Here is a 19,496-nt window from a genome sequence, read left to right as displayed (position 1 = left end):
TGGTGAGTAGTTCACACAGGTAACCATCATCAGACGCCAACCACCCTTCCGATCAGAACACCGGCAACAATGATCACCAACGCCGCCCCGACAATCGGTTCGACAAGGCGCATCGCCTCTCCTTCCCCGCTGGGGCGGCCGATCACTGCAGCACCCAAAGCAAGACTGAAGAAGTGATTCTTAATCTGTTATCGATATTTCCGAATGGCGGGCATCCAATATGTGCATCTTCACCGTGCCACCAAGATAGTGTCGTACCGAATAAGCCAGTTCCTCTAATGCTTGATGAAGCGCCTCATGCCTCGTATCATCAATCGATTCGATGCAAAGAAAGGCATGCTTCGTCTGTTCGGTGAGCATTGTTCGTTGGGCTTCCCGCCAATTCCAGCAGCGGCATATGGCGCCCACGTCATCTTTATACACGATTTCTCCTTCATATGGCGGGTCGTTTTCCTCTCCTCCCAACGGGATGAACGGTTCATGACCATCCGCCAGCGCCAGCCGGATGTCGCCGACAAACTTGTCGATATCCTCTCCTCCGCATGGAAGCCCGTAACGCAATGAAACAGAATTATAAATATCCACAAGCGGATTGATCGTTCGGATGTGCTGACCGTTTTTCACTCTTTTCAACAGCGCTTCAACCGAACAACGCGCCCCTTTTTTCGTTCTGAATCGTCGAAACGCCTCTCGCCAAACACCGATGACGGGGTTGCGGCTCAACTCTTCAAACTCTAGGAATTTCCGCGCCTCTTTCTCCGCCTCCTGCAGCATTTGTTCGTAAACGCTGGCATTCTTGATGCTGTTGTCAATCCCTTGGGCAACGACCACACCGATTTTGGCATGGGGAAATATGGCCCAAACATCGTCTTCAACAACAAAACGTGTCATCATTCACTCCTCCATTCTCTTACGGTTTCGAAGGGCTCGCCAATGCGGAGAATAGTCCTAACAAGATATAACAACAGCCCGCCACCCGGTTCATCACCTTCATGCTTCCTTTCTTGGCAGCCAGCCGTTTGCGGATGCCCGCGGCCAACATGGCGTACAAGCTGTCATTTAGCAAGGCGAGAACAACAAATATCGCCCCTAAAAGCAAAAATTGACCAGCCACCAATCCAGCAGAAGGCGAAATAAATTGCGGAAAAAAGGCAAGAAAAAAGAGCGCTGTTTTTGGATTGGTCACTTCGACAAATAGAGATTCGTAAAACACTTGCGCCAATGTTTTCTCCTTGGCCTTCGTGTTCGGGATTTCCTCATCCTTGGTGGAAGCAAAAAATAACGTTTTGCCTCCCAAATAGATAAGATAAACGGCTCCTAAATATTTGATCATCGTAAAGGCAGCCGCCGATGTCATCAAAATCGCGGAAACGCCCACGGCTCCAAGGACAACATGGACAGCGCCACCCAATGCCACGCCAAACACCGCTACAACTCCTGCTTTCGTTCCTTGACCGATGCTTCTAGCCACAATGTACAATACCGCCGGTCCGGGGACGATGAGCAGTGCCGCGGCTGCCACTATAAACACACCGATCGTCGAAAGCCCCATCCTCACATCTCACTCCTTCATTTTCTATTTCACTGCTGTTGCTTTTTCATCAGGGAAGCGATTCGCTTTTCGTTTTCAAATGGCATTTGCTCGAGTTGCTTGATGATCCGTTCTTGTCGGTATGCAGGATGATTTTGGCTTAACTTGGCTTTTCCCTCGATTCGCTTGATGATGATTTTGAAGGCTTGAATTCCTTTGTTCATGCCGGACAGCATCCCGGCATCGACCTCTGACAGCTGGTAACGGCTGCCCGGCGCTTCGTATTTTTCTACCATATCGTGCAGCGACTGCATGATTTCTTCTTCATCGTCGATCAACTCCACGTTCCCGTACACATGGACAGCCACATAATTCCATGTTGGCACCGCCTGGTTCGTTTCATACCAGGAAGGAGAAATATAACAATGCGGACCGTGGAAAATCGCCAAGACCGTCTGACGTTGAATGTCGTTCCATTGCGGATTAGAACGGGCAAAATGGCCGTACAAACACGTTTTCTCCCGATCGAGCAACAGCGGCAAATGGGTAGCAAACAGCTCCCCTTGATGCATCGACACCAAGGTGGCAAAACTGTTCTCCTCGATCACCTCATAGACGACAGACATATCGTTGATGGCAAAATGCTTCGGAATATACATCAGTCCTCTCCCCCATCTTTTCAATTACAGCATTCCATTCTTCACAATGTATAATATAATCAAAACTGACATAAAAAAAGTGACAATAACAAAAAAATAAACATGTCAGGAGGATGAACATGAAGACGATCATTTTTGACTTGAAGGACGGCTCGCCTAAATACAAGCAAATCTACGAAAAATTGAAATCATTGATTGAACAAGGCGACATTCAAGCCAATGAGCCGCTACCTTCCATTCGCCAACTCGCCGAATCATTGAATGTCAGCCGGAACACAACTTTAATGGCTTACGAACAGCTGGTAGCGGAAGGATATATTCGCGCGGAAAAACGAAAAGGGTATTTTGCCAATGAAGTGGAACCTCTTTTCATTCCAAAAGCCCGCATTTCTGCACGCCAATCGGCAAGGGAAGCAGCAACGTCCGTTGTTGTCGATTTTCGCGCCGATACCGTCGATGCCGATCATTTTCCCGTTAAAGCATGGAGAAGAATTTCCAATCAAGTATTGACGGCCAAAGGATGTTTCCGCTATGGGGATCCGTTTGGGGAATTATGCTTGCGCAAGCAAATCGCCATCTACCTTCTCGAATCCCGCGGGGTGATCACAGAGCCAAACGCCATCATCATCGGAAGCAGCACGCAGCAAATACTTCTCTCCCTTGGCCATATTCTAAAAGATGAGTTCAACAGCGTGATCGTCGAAGACCCTGGTTATGACGGCGCCAGAGAAGCGTTTTTGTTTCACCGCTTTCAGCTGGAAACGGTGCCTGTTTCCGAAACCGGCATCGATCTTTCACCGCTCGAGAACAGGCGATCGCGGCTCATCTATGTCACCCCTTCACATCAAAGCCCCATGGGAGTAAGCATGCCGATCCAGCAACGGCACAGGCTCATTCAATGGGTGAACAACGTCGATGGCTATATTATCGAGGACGATTACGACAGCGAATTCCGTTACACGCAAAAACCGTTTCCTGCTCTTGCCTCCATTGATTCTGCAAAAGTCATTTATCTGGGCAATTTCTCAAAATCGTTTCTGCCTGGGATTCGCTTAAGCTACATGGTGTTGCCGCCGTCGCTTTTGTACCGTTATCAGCAGCAGTTTCGCCTTTTCGAAAGCACTGCGTCCATCCTCAGCCAATTGGCGATGGCCAAATTTATGGAGGAGGGGGAATGGGGCCGCCATATTAAACGCATGCGCCTCGTGTACAAACGAAAAATGGAGCATTTAACATCATTACTGCGAAAAGCATTTGGGGATATGATCTCCATTATTGGCGAACAGTCCGGTTTATACGTGTTAATCAAAGTTCATTCCGATTGTTCAGAAGAACAGCTACTTCAACGCGCCCTATCGTGTGGGGTAAAAGTGTATCCCACTTCGCGCTATTTTGTGAACCAACGGCCAGACCAACCCATGATCAAGATCGGTTTTAGTGGCTTGTCGCTCGAGGATATTGAGCTTGGAGTAAAACTGCTCAAAAAAGCATGGTGTTGACGACGACTTCACGGAAAACGACCCTCTTTTTACACAAGCTCACGGAATCCCTGTCTTGGCATGTATTTTTTATCGGTTTCTAATGTCACGATAATTTTAAATATCTACATTTTTTGTATAATATACTTAAGTTTTAATAAAGAAAGAGAATATGTAAAACATGCTCCGTCTCAAGTCCCTTCGAGTTGGTAATAATCCTTTGGGTGTTTAGTGCAAAATAAAAATACACAGATCTGCAGAGAATTTGGCTTAGGCCAACTTGACATGGAGTGGGGGGCGTGATAGCCTTTTTAGGCATAGCCAGCCCTTGATATTGCTGGCTTCTTGGCTTTTTCATCACGCCCCCATAGGCTCCATATCAAGTTGTAATTCTCTGCACTTTTCCTTGCAAAACTCTGCACTTTTTCTTTGCAAAAAACACCTTTGGGGTGGTCCTCAAGATTTTTCAAGACCACCCTAGCTTATTAAATGGAAAGGGTAGAAAAAAATGATTGCCGTGCAAGACGTAAACAAAATCTATCCGCCAAACCGCCAAGTATTACATAATGTTTCCCTCGAACTGGTTGAAGGGGATCGACTTATTCTTTTAGGGCCGAATGGAGCCGGAAAGACTACTTTAATAAGGTGCATCATCGGGCTTACTGCACCAGACAGCGGTAGCATCTATGTAAATGGAGTGGATGTTGTCCGCCATCCAGATGAAGCGCGCGAGTCGATTGCGGTCGTATTTGAAGAAGCTGACAACTCCTATTCCTATTTAACTGTTTTGGAAAATCTCTTATACTTCGGCTTGCTGAACAAATGGAGTCGTGCTGAAGCAAAACGAAGAGCCGAACGAATGATGGCCGTGTTGAATCTAACCCCATACGCTGAGCGTCTTACCCAAACCCTTTCACGTGGGATGAAACAAAAACTGGCATTTGCGATCGCCTTAATGAAAGGAGCGCCGTTTTTGTTCCTTGATGAGCCAACTCTTGGCCTTGATGTTGAGTCGCAGCATCATATCCGAACAATGTTAACGGAAGAAAACCAATGGTGGAAAGCCGTTCTCATCACCACCCACGACATTCCTTTTGCCCACGCCGTTGGAAATAGGTTTGTCTTTATCCAAGACGGAAAAATCGTTTGGAGCGGCACAAAAGAACATTTTTCAACTCCAGACGACCTTGAAACTCATTTTTTGGCCGCTATTCGTTCCAATCTATCCGCCTAAGGAGGTGAGTCGGTTGTCCCCGCAAATTTTGAATGTAGTATTGGCGTCCTTTTTGAAAAAAAGAGCAGAGTATCGTCGGTATTGGTTCGATTTTACCGTTGGGCTTATCATTAAATTTGTCTTTTTTCTCGGCACGCTGTACGCAAGCCCGATACAGACCGGAAAAGAAGCGACGGTCAAACTGTTCGGTTTCAGCCTTTGGTACTTAAGCGCTCATTTGATCTCGAAGCTCGGCAACACGGTGATCGAAGAAGCGTATCTCGGCACCGCCGAGCAAGTGCTTTCCACCAAGACTGCTCCATGGAAAATTTTGATCGGCGTGGTGATCGCTGAAGTCGCGTTATCGTCCATGTGGGTGGCGCTCTTTTTCGTTTGTGCGGCTTTGATGATTGGATTTTCCGAAATTCTCTCGGGAATATTATCCATGATAACGGAGATCGTCGTATTTGGCGGCGTAAGCCTAATCGGGATGACGGGAATCGGTGTGTTCATTTTAGGACTGTCCCTTCGCTTAAAGCAAGTTGGGGCCGTTACCGAGGTGCTGCTTTATTATTTATTGATCTTCTCAGGATTTTTTCTATCTTCGAATTTATTGCCGACAGCTTTTCATATTCTCAACTACTTTTCTCCCCTTTCTTGGGCCGTGCAAGGAGTGAATGAAGGATGGCCCGTATTCTTTCCTGCTCTCGGCATCTCGCTATTATGGCTGGCCATGGGCTCATTGGTCTTGAAGCAACAATGGCATTGGGCGAGAAAAAACGGAAAAATCGGAAGCTACGTATAAAAGAGCGGACGTTATCCCTCACATTTCGCACCCTTTCGGCGAAAATCGAGAGGATGTTTTCGCGACCATGCCGAATGAATCCTCCGCACTCAGGGAAAGCAAAGGAGTTTTCATAACACGGACGTCTTGCGCGAAGGGGACTCTCTTTATTTACAACGCCGCCTGCGAACATCAATTTATCAACACGGGCAAAGAAGAGTGCCGCTATTATCTGATTATTCACTCGCCCGCTTCGAAAACATGACTCGGAGTCATGTCCGCCCAAAGCGTTGCCTTTTTTGATTTTTGCCATCACATGGCAAGAAATCACGACATCGATGGCGAATATAAAGAGATGACCTTTCTTTGACGGGGGGATGTGAATGAACATCGGCCAAGAATATTTGCGAGTGGTGCGCGCACGCTTTCTTGACATGAAAAAGACCGCCGAACGGGCTATGGACCAATGTTCGGAGGAACAGCTGTTCCATTGCTTTCATGAGGAGGCAAACAGCATCGCCATCATTGTCAAACATATGAGCGGAAATATGGTGTCGCGCTGGACAGACTTTTTGTCGTCGGATGGGGAAAAACCGGACCGAAACCGCGATGATGAGTTTATCAACGACTTCCATACGCGCAAAGAAGTCATGGCTTGCTGGGAAAAGGGGTGGTCTGCTTTCTTTCAGACGCTGAACGAACTGCAAGAAACGGATTTGTTGCGGACGGTCACGATCCGCGGCGAACCCCATTCCGTCATCGAAGCCATTGAGCGGCAAATGTACCATTATTCGTATCATATCGGGCAAATCGTCTATATCGCGAAACAGCTGAACGCAAACAACTGGAAAACACTGACCATACCAAGAAATCGAAAAACAACATAGGCAACTCCTTATTCGAATCATCATGCAAACGTCATCCACCTATTGGAACCGTCAACCGATAAAGGTGGATGGCTTCTTTTTGTTGCTTGTTGTTCCTTCCCAATCATATCGCTTATCGGGATCACAGTCAGCGCCTTGAAAGTTTCACAATACCGACCAACAAACAAACCATCCCTGCTCCCCACGCCAGCCCCGCCTTGCCAAGAAGGAGGGAGATTTCTTCGGATGCCTGCACATGGGTAAGGTCAAACTTGATTGCTCTCAATGCAAAGTAGGCAGCAATAGAGAACAGCAGAAAATGAGCAAACATCCAATGCCATGCGGAACGATGCAGCCGGTCCTTCCGCCAAAGAAAAACAACCGTTATGATGGCGACCAACATCACTCCGGAAAAACCACCGATGAGCAAATCCATCACATCTTCTTCCATGGGCAAGTGTTTATGCATGTTTCCGACCCCTTTCATCAAGGTGAGGTAATATTTTATACTTCTCTTTCCATTCCCCCTCTTCCTTTTTCCAAATATTCAAACATTCATCACAATCATCTTCGAGCAGAGAGTTCATGCGTTATTCGGCAATAAGAAAAGGTGTCCTATCTCTTTTGGGACACTCATTTGATAAGTTCGAATTTTCGAACAAAATTGCCGAACATTTGGAGAAAATGGACGAAATCTTGGCACGCTTCCCCTATCAAATTTCTTTAGGAGCTGTTGAAGCATGTTTATTTCTTCCAACCGTTTATTCGCAAATTCTGAGGAAGTCGACTTTTCAAATTGAGAACTTGCTTGTTTTAAATGTTCTTTCACTTTATCACCACCCCCTCTTCTTCACCATTATTACTTGGCACGATTTTTGCGTTTCATAGTAGGCGAAACCAAAAAACTTTATAAGGAGATGGTGAGAAATGAAAGCCGCCGTTGTTCACAAATTCAAGCAAAAACTTCAAATTGAAGAAGTGGAGAAACCAAAACTAGGATATGGCGAAGTGCTTGTGAAAATTGAAGCTTGTGGCGTCTGCCATACCGATTTGCATGCGGCTCATGGGGATTGGCCGGTAAAACCGAAACTTCCACTTATTCCTGGTCATGAAGGGGTAGGAATTGTTGTTGAGATCGGTGAGGGAGTGAAATCAATCCAAATTGGCGACCGTGTTGGCATTCCATGGTTATACTCAGCATGCGGTGAATGTGAATATTGTTTAAGCGGTCAAGAAACACTTTGTCCACATCAATTAAACGGTGGATACTCTGTCGATGGCAGTTATGCAGAATATTGCAAAGCCCCGGCCAATTATGTCGCACGAATTCCTAAAAACCTCGATCCCGTACAAGTTGCTCCTATTCTTTGTGCTGGGGTCACAACGTATAAAGCATTAAAAGTTTCAAATGCCAAGCCTGGCGAATGGGTCGCTATTTATGGAATCGGGGGATTGGGCCATATTGCTCTTCAATATGCCAAGGCAATGGGATTAAATGTTGTTGCTGTTGATATCAGTGATGAAAAGGCAGAACTTGCGGCAAAGTTGGGTGCTGATATTACGATCAATGGATTGCAAGAAGACCCTGTAGCAGCCATTCGTGAAAAAGTAGGCGGAGTACAAGCGGCTATTAGCGTTGCTGTAACGAAAAAAGCGTTCGAACAAGCTTATCAATCCGTGCGACGCGGCGGCTGCCTTGTCATAGTTGGACTGCCTCACGATGAACTGCCGATTCCTATTTTTGACACTGTATTAAATGGCGTTACGATAAAAGGTTCGATCGTCGGTACACGAAAAGATATGCAAGAAGCTCTAGATTTCGCCGCACGCGGAAAAGTTCGCCCTATTGTGGAAGCGGTACCATTAGAAAAAATTAACGAAGTATTTGAACGGATGGAAAAAGGTCAAATCAATGGCCGCGTTGTTTTAACAATGTAACACAAAGCAGCAGAAGAACAACCCTAAATTTCCTAGAGGAACGATGGAAAATAGCGATTTTTTCGGCATTGTCTGTTTTTGGTTTAGGAGTGGATTGATATCATAAGGTTTCCCATTTTGAGAAATCGACCTGTTCCACCACAACGCCTATCATCTGCTTTCTAGAAAACATTACGGTGCCTATTATATCAAGCTCTTAGGGGACGATTCCCCCTCCCCTAAGAGCAGCTACTTTATAAGACGCAATGGCCATAAGAGTATATCTGAATGGAAAATAGCTTAATTTAAACATCTTTCTGAAACTTTATGACACAAGGAGGATGCAAATGATTTACAGCAAACCAGGCGAAAAAGATGCAAAAGTTCAGTTCAAAACAAGATACGATAACTATATTAACGGAGAATGGATACCGCCTATTTCGGGTCGATATTTCCAAAATATTACACCCATAACAGGAGAAGTATTTTGTGAAGTAGCACGCTCGCAGGCTGAGGATATTGAATTGGCGTTAGATGCAGCACACGCGGCAAAAGAAGCTTGGGGAAAAACATCACCGGCTGACAGAGCGTTGATTTTAAATAAAATCGCTGATCGAATGGAAGAAAACTTAGAAATGTTAGCGGTTGCCGAAACATGGGATAACGGCAAACCAATCCGTGAAACATTAAACGCTGACCTTCCTTTAGCCATCGATCATTTTCGTTATTTCGCTGGAGCCATACGCGCTCAAGAAGGAACAATCAGCCAAATTGACGACGATACGATCGCGTACCATTTTTATGAACCACTCGGCGTTGTCGGGCAAATTATCCCATGGAATTTTCCATTATTGATGGCAGCATGGAAAATTGCTCCTGCGCTTGCTGCCGGAAACTGCATTGTGCTAAAACCAGCTGAACAAACTCCAACATCGATTATGGTGCTTATGGAGTTGATTGGTGATCTGTTGCCGCCTGGAGTGCTCAATGTTGTCAACGGGTTCGGATTAGAAGCTGGCAAACCATTAGCTTCTAGTCCACGTATCGCCAAAATCGCATTTACCGGTGAAACAACGACAGGGCGGCTGATTATGCAGTACGCTTCACAAAATATTATTCCTGTTACACTGGAATTGGGCGGCAAATCCCCAAACATCTTCTTTCCCGATGTAATGGAAAAAGACGATGACTTTTTAGATAAAGCGATTGAAGGATTTGTCATGTTCGCTTTAAACCAGGGCGAGGTTTGTACGTGCCCTTCTCGTGCTCTCATCCATGAGTCCATTTATGACGAATTTATGGAGCGCGCTCTTGAACGCGTGAAAAAGATTCGAACAGGAAATCCACTTGATACAAGCACAATGATGGGAGCACAAGCTTCAGCAGAACAAATGGAAAAAATTCTTGCATACATTGATATTGGAAAACAAGAGGGCGCCGAATGCCTAATTGGCGGCGAAAAAAACATAATCCCTGGATTCGAAAACGGGTATTATATCAAGCCAACCGTATTTAAAGGACATAATAAAATGCGTATTTTCCAAGAAGAAATTTTCGGTCCAGTAGTCTCAGTGACAACATTTAAAGATGAACAGGAAGCTTTGGAGATCGCTAATGATACGTTGTACGGCCTTGGTGCCGGGGTATGGACGAGAAACATCAACTTGGCTTACCGTTTCGGAAGAGGCATTCAGGCAGGAAGAGTTTGGACAAATTGCTACCATGCTTATCCGGCCCATGCTGCTTTTGGAGGATACAAACAATCTGGGATCGGCCGTGAAACCCATCATATGATGTTAGCGCACTATCAACAAACGAAAAATTTACTCGTTAGCTACAATCCAAAACCATTAGGATTTTTCTGATCAATCAAGCAACAAAAAGCTGATCCGAAAGTCGTTTACGCTTTTGGATCAGCTCCTTTTTCTTTTAATAAATATCTCAATGTTCGTACGCTGATATTTAATCGCTCTGCTGCTTCTTTACGATTTCCTAACGTTTCTTTTAACATTTTCATTACAAAAGATCGGCCGATTTTAGTTTCTAGTTCTTTCACTGAAGATATTACTTGTTCAAGATCTAATCGATCACTGTTTTTCCATAGTGCTAGCACACCATTCATCCATTTTTGCAAATAAGCTTCTAAGTCTTCTACTTCATCTTTTGTACTTCGCTTGTTATTCGATACTTGCCCTAAATGCAACGGAACCTTAAGCTTCTCCGGCAAATAATCAACGGTGATCACCTCTGTTTCTCCTTCCGCTAGAGTTACCGCCCTTTTAACAACATTATACAATTCTCTCACATTCCCCGGCCAATGATACTGTTTCATACGGGAAATACAGTCCTCTGAAAACGATAGAGGTGTATTTAGTTTTTTTAAAAAATAATCAATCAAAATTGGAAGATCTTCGAGCCGCTCTCGAAGCGGAGGAATGGTAAGTTTCACAACATCTAATCTATATAATAAATCCTCTCTAAACGTCTTCTCCTCGACCGCTTTTGCCAGATTGACATGCGAAGCAGCAATAATGCGTGTATTCGTTTTGCGGATCGTTTCACCCCCGACGCGAATATACTCCCCTGTTTCTAGCACTCTTAACAGTTTTACTTGCGTCGCGAGAGACGCTTCTCCAATTTCATCTAAAAATAACGTGCCACGGTTAGCAATTTCAAAAATCCCCTTTTTCTCCTTTACCGCTCCTGTGAACGCTCCTTTTTCATGTCCAAACAATTCGCTTTCTAACAGTGTTTCCGAAACAGCGCCACAATTCACCCCAATAAAAGGCTGGTCATAGCGCATGCTCGCGTTGTGGATAAAATGAGCGAGCACTTCTTTTCCAGTCCCCGTCTCTCCTTCAATCAACACGTTCACATTTTTTTTCGCAATTTTATAAGCCAATTTAAGCAAATCATTCATCTCTTTATTTGTTCCAACAATGAAACCGAGCGTCTCAGCCAGCTTATACATATCATCTTGGGATGAAAGAGGACCATCACTTAATAATTCATCGATTAATCGCTCTAACTGTTCAATATCGTCAAACGGCTTTTCAATATAGTCGTTTGCTCCATGTTTAATCGCTTCAACCGCTGTCTTTACTGTGCTATAGCCTGTCATTACAACAGCTTTACAAGAAGGACATGAGCGTTTTAACTGTTTTAATAAATTTAAACCATTTGCATCTGGAAGTTTCACATCGATGAAAGCAAGATCAAACTTGTATTGTTGAATCAACTGAAAAAAATCTTCCCCACTAAATCCAAGCTTAACCTTGTTCCCTCTTCCTTCTAATAAATGTTGGAAAAACGTCCCAACTTCCCTTTCATCATCAATAACTAAAATATTCCCCACTCATCTCCCCCCTTATTTCTTTTTTGGAAGTTTTAATATAAACTCACTTCCTTTACCAAGTTCGCTGACCACCTCAATCGTTCCACCGTGCGCCTCAGCAATCCCTAAACTGACAGACAGCCCAAGTCCGGTTCCCTTCCCTGGCCTCTTCGTTGTAAAAAATGGATTAAAAATCTCCTGTAAATATTGTTCTTCTATTCCTTTTCCGTTGTCACGAACCGATAGAACAACCCAATGCTCTCCAGCTTCAACGATCGACTTTGTTTCTATAACAATGATTTTCTCTGGAATATCTATCTCTTCAAGCGCATCTTTAGCATTTATTAATAAATTTAAAACTATTTGGCTTATCTGTTGTACGTTTCCCTCAATCAATTCAATGGAAACGTCTAATCTTTTTTGAATAATAATATTTTGTTTACAAATTTGATCACCAATTAACCCTAATACTTGTTCAACGGCATCATTTATAGAACAGTCCTCGAATCTATATTCATCTTGCCTTGAAAATGTTAATAAATTTTGAATAATAGTTTTACAACGCTTCCCGCATGAATAAATATCAAATAGCAGTTTATATATACGATCATCTTTTGAAAAAGACCTCAACAACAGTTGGGCATTGCCAAGAATGGCGGTGAGAGGGTTATTCAATTCGTGCGCAATTCCAGCAGCCATTTCCCCAATTGCAGCTAACTTTCCTGATTGAACAAGTTGGGCTTCAATCTGCAATTTTTCAGTAATGTCATTGAGATACATAATAACAGCGTACATATTTTGTTTTTCATTTAAGACGGGATAAGAACGCAATTCACATACCCGCTGTTGGATGTGAATACGCCGATGAACAGGTTTTTTTGTTTCTAAAATTTCCACGATCGGGCTTTCCTTCGGATTGATTGATAACAATTTACATATATCCTTTTTATACAAGTCACCTTGAAAAAATTCGTTAGCTGCATCGTTATATCGCAAAACATTCCCTTCTAGGTCGATGAGGAATATCATTTCTGAAACAGCACGGAACGTTTCTTCCCATTCTTTTTTACTGGTAAGTACTTCATTATAAAGACGGGCATTTTCAATGCAAACTGCCAGTTGGTCGCAAAATTGCTGAAAAAAGGACAGATCATCTTCATCATACACCACTTTTTCCTTGCTTCCTATACTCAGTACCCCGATCACCTTCCCTTTGCTAATAAGGGGGATCAATAACACGCTGCGAATTCCCAAGGCGTTATATACAGCTACTTCGACATACAAATCTTCGTCTTCTTCTATTTGATAAAAAATTTTTTCGAGCGATTGTATGACTTGCCAATAGAGCGATCGCTCTTTTGGCAAAACAAAACCAATAGGAAAATACAAAGAGTGAGCGGGATATACATTTGTTAACACTAATTTATGATTTTCACATAACGATAAGCTGATTCGTTCCACTGGAAAAATTGTTTTCAATTTATCTATACTATTTTTTAACATTTCATCCATTGACATATCAATATTAAAACTTTTGGTAATATCATTAATAATCTCCAACTGCATATTTTTCTTTTTTAACTCTATCACCATCTTTTTTAATTCTGTGTAATAACTTTTTTTCGAAGATTGAACTCCTGTTAAAAGGCTAATGAGCTGTTGCCGGTCATTCATTTTGTTTACCACGCCTTTCTGAATATTCCTTCAATTTCTTCTACAGTGATATCACGAGGGTTGGTGATCATACATGCGTCATGAAAGGCAACCAAACTCATTTTCCGTATTTCTTCTTGTTTCACTCCTATATCAGATAATCGCTGTGGCACCCCAATATCCTCTGCCAATTGTTTTACATATTCAATTGTTTTTCTTCCCGCTTCCATATAAGACATGCCACGAGTATCCATTCCGAGAAAACAAGCAATATCAGCAAATTTTTTCGGATTCGCCAACAGATTGAACTCCATCACATGCGGAAGCAATATAGAGTTTATATCCCCATGAAGAAGAGGATACCTTCCCCCGACAGCATGGGACATTGCATGAACAGCGCCTAAAATCGCGTTAGAAAAAGCCAATCCTGCCTGCAAACTCGCCATTGCCATATTGGTTTTTGCCTCTTGGTTGATTTTAGAGGCGACAGAAGGGCGCAAATATTTTCCTACTAAAGAAATAGCGTTTTGAGCTTGAACGTCTGTAAGCGGTGTAGCTGCTAGACTTACATACGCCTCAATGCCATGCGTTAAAACATCTAATCCTGTTGAGGCAGTTAAATGAGCGCTTTTTGTCGACAATGTTTCTGGATCAATAATTGCAATATCAGGAATAAGAGATCGGGAAATGATCGTCATCTTTTTTTTCTCTTTTGTATTAACAATAACAGAAAATTGGGATACTTCTGATCCTGACCCTGCTGTTGTTGGAACCATCACTTGAGGAGGAAGGGGCAATTGAATTTTATCCACTCCCTCATATTCATGAATTTGTCCCCCGTTTGTAGCAAGAATGGCGACAGCCTTTGCGGCATCAATAGAACTGCCTCCACCGATTCCAATGATAGCATCGCATTCATTCTCAAGATATGCTTCACAGCCTTTTTTTACTTCTTCGTCCTTTGGATTTATTGTTACATCACAAAATGTCGTGTATTTTAATCCTACTTGCCTGCAACTCTTAATGACAACATCGAGCCAACCAGCTTCCGTAACACCTGGATCGCTGACAATCAACACATTTGTCGCACCAAGCCTTAGACAACTTTCCCCTACTTGATGAATGGAACCGTTACCAAAAATCACTTCGGGCATCACGAACTTATGAATGTTCATCCTCGTGCCCCCTTATTGGCCATCTGCATTTTATTGCTCAACAACCTTATGTTTTAAGCACTCATTCGACATCCCGGATGAGAAATCCTCCTGATTTTCTGCAGGAGAAGGAGAAATGAGAAAGCGAGCGCCAACCCTCGTGAATGAAGGCGTACGCTCGCTTCGCCGATAGAACGCTGCTTCGTTTGTTTATTTTTGCTGCATCTTAAACTCCAAAAACAGCTCGTTGTAGTAGGCGAGCATTCGCTTTCCTAAGTTTTCGTACACTTCGAGATGCCCTGCTGAATCCAAATCGGGGTAAAAGCGCCGATCGCCCGCGATGTCTTTTGGCAAATAGGCAAGCGCCTTTTTATTCGGCGTCGAATAGCCGACATACTCGGCGTTTTGCGCCGCGTGTTTCGGGTCGAGCATAAAATTGATAAACGCGTGCGCTCCTTCGATGTTTTTCGCTGTTTTCGGAATGACCATGTTGTCAAACCATAGGTTGGATCCTTCTTTCGGCACGACATAGTCGAGCTTGTCGTTTTCGGAAATAATTTCCGCCGCATCACCCGACCAAACGACGCCAATGGCCGCCTCTTCATTAGCGAGAAGCAGCTTGATTTCATCGCCGACAATCGCCTTCACATTCGGCATGAGTCGATCGAGTTTCCGCTTTGCTTCTTGCAAATGGGCTTTGTTCGTATCGTTAAGCGAATAGCCGAGGCTGTTTAACGCCATCCCCATCACTTCCCGCGCCCCATCGACAAGCAAAATTTGATTGCGCAAGTCCGGATCCCATAAGTCGTTCCAGCTTGTGATTGTCTTGCCGCCAAGCATCTCGCGGTTGTAGACGATGCCGACCGTTCCCCAAAAATACGGCACTGAATACCGGTTGTGCGGGTCAAACGGCAAGTTGAGGAACCGCGGTTCGATATATTGTAAATTCGGCAGCTTGTCGTGATCGAGCGGCAACAGCAGGTTTTCCTCGATCATTTTGCTGATGGCGTAGTCCGATGGAACGGCGACATCAAACGTCGCCCCGCCTTGGGCGATTTTCGCCATCATCGCCTCGTTGGAATCGAACGTTTGGTAAATCACTTTCCACCCTGTCTCTTTTTCAAACTCTCGAATGAGCGCAGGGTCGATGTAATCGCCCCAGTTGTAAACGGTCACCGTTTTGCCTCCGCCGTACCCTTCCGCTTCGTTCAACCGGTGGGTGATGAACATGAGGACGAACGCCGCGATGAACACGGCCGCAAACCCTTGGACAAGCCGTTTCACCTACTTTCGCCCCCCTATCCCGTACATTCGGCCGCCTTTTTGGCTGAGCACATAATAACCGATGACAAGCAGCATCGTAAATAAAAATAGCAGCGTCGACAGCGCATTGATCGATAAGGAAATGCCCTGGCGCGCCCGCGAATAAATTTCCACCGATAGAGTCGAGAAACCATTTCCCGTGACAAAAAACGTCACGGCAAAGTCATCGAGCGAATACGTAAGCGCCATGAAAAAGCCCGCCCATATGCTTGGCGCCAAAAACGGCAGCACGACGCTTGACAGCACTTGCCAAGGCCCTGCTCCTAAATCTCTAGCCGCATCAATCAGCGTCGGGCTCATTTCCTCGAGTTTCGGCAGCACCATCAACACGACAATCGGCACGCTAAAAGCAATATGAGACAACAGCACGGACGTAAACCCAAGCTTGATGCCGGCCACCGTAAACAGCAGCAAAAACGAAGCGCCGATGATGACATCCGGGCTGACGATCAGCACGTTGTTGAGGGCAAGAAGGGCGTTTTTCGTCCGCTGCCGCTTGACATAGTAAATGGCCAATGCCCCAATGACGCCTAAAATCGTCGCGATCGCCGCGGACAATAAGGCGATGACAAGCGTATTCAGCACGATCATCAACAATCGATCGTCCGACAATACATCGCGGTACCATTCCAAGGTGAACGATTGAAAATCGTGCATCGCTCCGCCGCTGTTGAACGAATAATACATCAAATACACAATCGGCGTATACATCACGGCAAACACAATCAAAAGATACACGCGCCCCCACCAATGCGTCCGTTTCATCGGCTTCCCTCTTTCCTTCCGGTTCCTGTCAGGACGACAATGACGGCCATCGCCGCCATTAAAACAACCGCGATCGTCGCCCCCATCCCCCAATCTTGCGTGACAAGGAAGTGCTGCTCAATAGCGGTGCCAAGCGTAATGACGCGGTTGCCTGCGACAAGGCGCGTAATCATAAACAATGACAGCGCCGGGATGAACACCGCTTGGCAGCCGGCCTTCACCCCGCCAAGCGTGAGCGGGAAGACGACGCGGCGGAACGTCGTCCAAGCCGAAGCGCCCAAATCGCGGGCGGCATCAATGAGTGACGGCGGCAATTCTTCAAGAGCATTAAAAATCGGCAGCACCATAAACGGAATAAAAATGTACACCGATACAAACACAAAGCTGAAATCGGTAAACAACAGCTGCCGCGGCCCGACGCCGAGCGTCTGCAACAGAGCGTTGGCCAACCCGTACGTGCCGAACAGCCCTAAAAACGCATACACCTTCAGCAGCAAATTCACCCACATCGGCAAAATAAGCAACAACAGCCATAACTGCTTGTGCCTCGTCTTTGTCAGCCAATAGGCGGTTGGATAGCCAATCAACAGCGACACAAGGGTAATCAAAAACGCGTACCAAAACGAATACGCCATCATTTTCAAATAAATGGGCGTCAACACTTTTTCATAATTCGCCACCGTCCAATGTCCGTCTATATCCAAAAACGATTCATATAATAAAAAGACGATCGGAGCGATGACAAACAACACCAACCAAATGCCATAAGGGACTAAATACCAGTTCCGCCACGCCCGTTCCGTCATGCGCCCTCATCCTCCCTTTCGACTCGCATGACGTGAATCGCTTCCGGTTCAAAACGAAGGCCGACCGTTTCCCCGACTTCCGCCTTTTTCGTCGAATGGACAAGCCATTCGTTGCCGTTTTCATCGTAGCCGCAAATTTCGTAATGGACGCCTCGGAATAAGAGCGAATCAACACGAATGACAATCTGGCCGTCTCCCGGCGCCACGAGTTCCAAATCTTCCGGGCGGATGACGACGTCGACCGGTTCGTTAGGCGCAAAACCGCGGTCGACACACTCAAACCGCTTGCCCGTGAACTCGACCAGAAAATCTTCGATCATGCGCCCCGATAAAATGTTCGATTCACCGATAAAATCGGCGACAAACCGGTTGATTGGTTCATCGTAAATCTCTTTTGGTGTCCCAAATTGCTGAATTTTACCTTTATTCAGAACAAAAATGTAATCGGACATCGCCAGCGCTTCTTCTTGATCATGCGTGACAAAAATAAACGTAATGCCCAATCGGCGTTGGAGCTCACGCAATTCGTACTGCATTTCCGTGCGCAGCTTCAAATCCAAGGCCGATAGCGGCTCATCCAAGAGCAAAACTTCTGGCTCATTCACAATCGCCCGCGCAATCGCGACGCGCTGGCGCTGACCGCCGGACATCTCTTGAATGCGGCGGCGCTCATAGCCTTCCAAGTTGACAAACCGGAGCGCTTCGCTCACTTTTTGGCGGATGTCCGCTTCTTTCATTTTTTTAATGCGCAAGCCAAAGGCGACATTTTCAAATACGTCCAAATGCGGGAACAAGGCGTAATCTTGAAAAACGGTATTGACTTGCCGCTTGTTCGGCGGGACGTGATGAATCGGCTTTCCATGGAAATAAATCGTTCCTTGCGTCGGTTCGATAAACCCCGCAATCAGCCGCAAAATCGTCGTCTTCCCGCACCCTGACGGGCCAAGCAGCGTATAAAACTTCCCGCGCTCCATCGCAAAACTCACATCATCCAATACCACCATGCCGTCGTATTCCTTTGTCACTCGCTCGAAGCGGATGATCTCTTCCCCGTTCACTTCCAGCCCCCCGTCTTCTTCATCTCCATCATTCCTAATTAGAACATAGAGACAATGAAAGTGCAATGACAAAACGATCGTTGAACGGTCTTCCCACCCATGCCAATGCTTAAGAAGCGAAAAATGGTCGACGATGCAATTGATAAGGCAACATACCGCCCGTTTTCCTCTCTTACAGAAGCTTGTCTGTCAGACATAATCAAGGGAGCGGAAAATGAATCCAATGAAAAGTCTAATATTTTGGCCTCTATCTGCTCAAACGTTTCTATTGAACATGGCAAAAACCAATTTTTTCTATTATAATATATCTATGAATTCTGTTAGGGAGGAATGAAATTGAAAAGCATTAAACCCGGCCGCGGCCCGTCGATGCAAGGACTCTTCGGCAGCATCGCCGCTGTGTTGTTCGGCATCTTTTGGATGGTGATGGCATTCTCCATCACCGCGGACTCGCCGTTTCCCGCCGCCCACTTTTTTCCGTTTTTCGGCCTTGTCGTCATCGCCATCGGCGTATTTCAAGCGTTTTACCATTACAAAAATGCGACGGGAAAACAACGCATGTCCTTATTGGACATTGTCGACAGCGAGGAAGAGCCCGACCCGCTGAACGTCCGATTTGGAAGCCATAAACAGCCAAACAAGCATTGCCCTCATTGCGGCGGGCATGTGCAGCACAATTTCCAATTTTGCCCCCGATGTGGGAAAGCGCTTCTCCCTTGATCCGAGAAATTCTTTTTTGAAATTTCCTTGCTTCACCGTATTGAATAATTTCGAAAAATACATTAAATTATATAGTAATCATCAAAACGCTACCGCACAATTGCATACGGATATTCTTATCAAGAGAGGGGGAGGGACTGGCCCGGTGAACCCTCAGCAACCTGGCCCGCGGCCAAGGTGCTAAATCCAGACAGGCGGAAGCCTGGAAGATAAGAAGAAGCGAATGAAAAGTCTT

The 19,496-nt window shown here is 45.2% G+C and carries 19 protein-coding genes and 1 riboswitch; of the genes, 7 read left to right on the top strand and 12 right to left on the bottom strand.

The features are described 5' to 3' along the window. Positions 1-180: 180 nt before the first annotated feature. From B1A75_RS04095 to B1A75_RS04085, 3 genes are read right to left on the bottom strand one after another with little or no spacing between them, the layout of a single operon-like run. Positions 181-891, bottom strand: a complete 711-nt coding sequence (locus B1A75_RS04095; protein ID WP_074043038.1) for a B3/B4 domain-containing protein — start codon at positions 889-891, stop codon at positions 181-183. Between the two features lie 19 nt (positions 892-910). Beyond that, on the bottom strand, positions 911-1,552 hold the full coding sequence (locus B1A75_RS04090) for a LysE family translocator (protein WP_042381669.1): 642 nt from the start codon (positions 1,550-1,552) through the stop codon (positions 911-913). A 29-nt stretch (positions 1,553-1,581) separates the two neighbouring features. Continuing rightward, complete coding sequence (locus B1A75_RS04085; RefSeq protein ID WP_042381670.1) at positions 1,582-2,190, bottom strand: FMN-binding negative transcriptional regulator; 609 nt, start codon at positions 2,188-2,190, stop codon at positions 1,582-1,584. A 119-nt stretch (positions 2,191-2,309) separates the two neighbouring features. Between B1A75_RS04085 and pdxR the strand changes: the two genes are divergently transcribed. The 4 genes from pdxR to B1A75_RS04065 all read left to right on the top strand — a co-directional run bounded on the left by pdxR (position 2,310) and on the right by B1A75_RS04065 (position 6,552). Continuing rightward, positions 2,310-3,689: a MocR-like pyridoxine biosynthesis transcription factor PdxR gene (pdxR, locus tag B1A75_RS04080; RefSeq protein ID WP_042381671.1), complete on the top strand. Its 1,380-nt coding sequence runs from the start codon at positions 2,310-2,312 to the stop codon at positions 3,687-3,689. 487 nt (positions 3,690-4,176) lie between these two features. Then, complete coding sequence (locus B1A75_RS04075) at positions 4,177-4,902, top strand: ABC transporter ATP-binding protein (RefSeq protein WP_042381672.1); 726 nt, start codon at positions 4,177-4,179, stop codon at positions 4,900-4,902. 4 nt (positions 4,903-4,906) lie between these two features. Beyond that, positions 4,907-5,686, top strand: coding sequence for an ABC transporter permease (locus B1A75_RS04070; protein WP_239691186.1), 780 nt, complete (start codon positions 4,907-4,909; stop codon positions 5,684-5,686). A gap of 362 nt (positions 5,687-6,048) precedes the next feature. Next, the gene (locus tag B1A75_RS04065; protein WP_042381677.1) at positions 6,049-6,552 is read left to right on the top strand and encodes a DUF1572 domain-containing protein; all 504 of its coding nucleotides are present in this window, start codon (positions 6,049-6,051) and stop codon (positions 6,550-6,552) included. A 127-nt stretch (positions 6,553-6,679) separates the two neighbouring features. Here the strand turns inward: B1A75_RS04065 and B1A75_RS04060 are convergent, their stop codons facing one another. Together B1A75_RS04060 and B1A75_RS19245 are read right to left on the bottom strand one after the other, a co-directional pair. Beyond that, entirely contained in the window at positions 6,680-7,000 is a 321-nt protein-coding gene (locus B1A75_RS04060; RefSeq protein WP_014195066.1) for a hypothetical protein, read from the bottom strand. Positions 7,001-7,114: 114 nt separating this feature from the next. Then, a complete protein-coding gene (locus B1A75_RS19245; protein ID WP_137088699.1) occupies positions 7,115-7,360 on the bottom strand; it encodes a phospholipase D-like domain-containing protein in 246 nt (81 codons plus the stop codon). A gap of 98 nt (positions 7,361-7,458) precedes the next feature. On the opposite strand from B1A75_RS19245, the gene adhP reads away from it, so the two are divergent. Further along, complete coding sequence (gene adhP / locus B1A75_RS04050; RefSeq protein ID WP_011230234.1) at positions 7,459-8,469, top strand: alcohol dehydrogenase AdhP; 1,011 nt, start codon at positions 7,459-7,461, stop codon at positions 8,467-8,469. A gap of 326 nt (positions 8,470-8,795) precedes the next feature. Further along, positions 8,796-10,313 carry an aldehyde dehydrogenase gene (gene adh / locus B1A75_RS04045; RefSeq protein ID WP_014195063.1) on the top strand — a complete coding sequence of 506 codons (1,518 nt, stop codon included), beginning with the start codon at positions 8,796-8,798 and terminating at the stop codon, positions 10,311-10,313. Between the two features lie 35 nt (positions 10,314-10,348). On the opposite strand, the gene B1A75_RS04040 is transcribed toward adh, so the two are convergent. The 7 genes from B1A75_RS04040 to B1A75_RS04010 all read right to left on the bottom strand — a co-directional run bounded on the left by B1A75_RS04040 (position 10,349) and on the right by B1A75_RS04010 (position 18,541). Further along, positions 10,349-11,803, bottom strand: a complete 1,455-nt coding sequence (locus B1A75_RS04040) for a sigma-54-dependent transcriptional regulator (RefSeq protein WP_014195062.1) — start codon at positions 11,801-11,803, stop codon at positions 10,349-10,351. Positions 11,804-11,815: 12 nt separating this feature from the next. Further along, positions 11,816-13,456: a GAF domain-containing sensor histidine kinase gene (locus tag B1A75_RS04035; RefSeq protein WP_011230231.1), complete on the bottom strand. Its 1,641-nt coding sequence runs from the start codon at positions 13,454-13,456 to the stop codon at positions 11,816-11,818. A 5-nt stretch (positions 13,457-13,461) separates the two neighbouring features. Next, complete coding sequence (locus B1A75_RS04030) at positions 13,462-14,610, bottom strand: iron-containing alcohol dehydrogenase (protein ID WP_011230230.1); 1,149 nt, start codon at positions 14,608-14,610, stop codon at positions 13,462-13,464. A 189-nt stretch (positions 14,611-14,799) separates the two neighbouring features. Beyond that, positions 14,800-15,873 carry an ABC transporter substrate-binding protein gene (locus B1A75_RS04025; RefSeq protein ID WP_074043040.1) on the bottom strand — a complete coding sequence of 358 codons (1,074 nt, stop codon included), beginning with the start codon at positions 15,871-15,873 and terminating at the stop codon, positions 14,800-14,802. Beyond that, positions 15,874-16,677 carry an ABC transporter permease gene (locus B1A75_RS04020; protein WP_014195060.1) on the bottom strand — a complete coding sequence of 268 codons (804 nt, stop codon included), beginning with the start codon at positions 16,675-16,677 and terminating at the stop codon, positions 15,874-15,876. Continuing rightward, positions 16,674-17,483 (bottom strand): ABC transporter permease, encoded by an 810-nt coding sequence (locus B1A75_RS04015; RefSeq protein ID WP_074043041.1) that lies wholly within the window; start codon positions 17,481-17,483, stop codon positions 16,674-16,676. Before B1A75_RS04015 ends, B1A75_RS04020 begins: the two co-directional genes overlap by 4 nt. Continuing rightward, a complete protein-coding gene (locus tag B1A75_RS04010) occupies positions 17,480-18,541 on the bottom strand; it encodes an ABC transporter ATP-binding protein (RefSeq protein WP_074043042.1) in 1,062 nt (353 codons plus the stop codon). The genes B1A75_RS04015 and B1A75_RS04010 overlap by 4 nt, the downstream gene beginning before the upstream one ends. 336 nt (positions 18,542-18,877) lie before the next feature. Between B1A75_RS04010 and B1A75_RS04005 the strand changes: the two genes are divergently transcribed. Then, on the top strand, positions 18,878-19,261 hold the full coding sequence (locus B1A75_RS04005) for a zinc ribbon domain-containing protein (RefSeq protein WP_074043070.1): 384 nt from the start codon (positions 18,878-18,880) through the stop codon (positions 19,259-19,261). A 113-nt stretch (positions 19,262-19,374) separates the two neighbouring features. Beyond that, a riboswitch (SAM riboswitch) is annotated at positions 19,375-19,477 on the top strand. Positions 19,478-19,496: the final 19 nt, after the last annotated feature.

The organism is Geobacillus sp. LEMMY01 (genome assembly GCF_002042905.1).
Lineage (GTDB): Bacteria > Bacillota > Bacilli > Bacillales > Anoxybacillaceae > Geobacillus > Geobacillus proteiniphilus.
The sequence above is the reverse complement of the archived record's forward strand: the minus strand, read 5'-3'. Positions and strand labels throughout refer to the sequence as shown.

Excerpts from the sequence above, each read along its gene's own strand:
- B1A75_RS04095 (WP_074043038.1), bottom strand. The coding sequence starts at position 891 with ATGACACGTTTTGTTGTTGAAGACGATGTTTGGGCCATATTTCCCCAT.
- B1A75_RS04090 (WP_042381669.1), bottom strand. The coding sequence starts at position 1,552 with ATGGGGCTTTCGACGATCGGTGTGTTTATAGTGGCAGCCGCGGCACTG.
- B1A75_RS04085 (WP_042381670.1), bottom strand. The coding sequence starts at position 2,190 with ATGTATATTCCGAAGCATTTTGCCATCAACGATATGTCTGTCGTCTAT.
- pdxR (WP_042381671.1), top strand. The coding sequence starts at position 2,310 with ATGAAGACGATCATTTTTGACTTGAAGGACGGCTCGCCTAAATACAAG.
- B1A75_RS04075 (WP_042381672.1), top strand. The coding sequence starts at position 4,177 with ATGATTGCCGTGCAAGACGTAAACAAAATCTATCCGCCAAACCGCCAA.
- B1A75_RS04065 (WP_042381677.1), top strand. The coding sequence starts at position 6,049 with ATGAACATCGGCCAAGAATATTTGCGAGTGGTGCGCGCACGCTTTCTT.
- B1A75_RS04060 (WP_014195066.1), bottom strand. The coding sequence starts at position 7,000 with ATGCATAAACACTTGCCCATGGAAGAAGATGTGATGGATTTGCTCATC.
- adhP (WP_011230234.1), top strand. The coding sequence starts at position 7,459 with ATGAAAGCCGCCGTTGTTCACAAATTCAAGCAAAAACTTCAAATTGAA.
- adh (WP_014195063.1), top strand. The coding sequence starts at position 8,796 with ATGATTTACAGCAAACCAGGCGAAAAAGATGCAAAAGTTCAGTTCAAA.
- B1A75_RS04035 (WP_011230231.1), bottom strand. The coding sequence starts at position 13,456 with ATGAATGACCGGCAACAGCTCATTAGCCTTTTAACAGGAGTTCAATCT.
- B1A75_RS04030 (WP_011230230.1), bottom strand. The coding sequence starts at position 14,610 with ATGAACATTCATAAGTTCGTGATGCCCGAAGTGATTTTTGGTAACGGT.
- B1A75_RS04020 (WP_014195060.1), bottom strand. The coding sequence starts at position 16,677 with ATGAAACGGACGCATTGGTGGGGGCGCGTGTATCTTTTGATTGTGTTT.
- B1A75_RS04015 (WP_074043041.1), bottom strand. The coding sequence starts at position 17,483 with ATGACGGAACGGGCGTGGCGGAACTGGTATTTAGTCCCTTATGGCATT.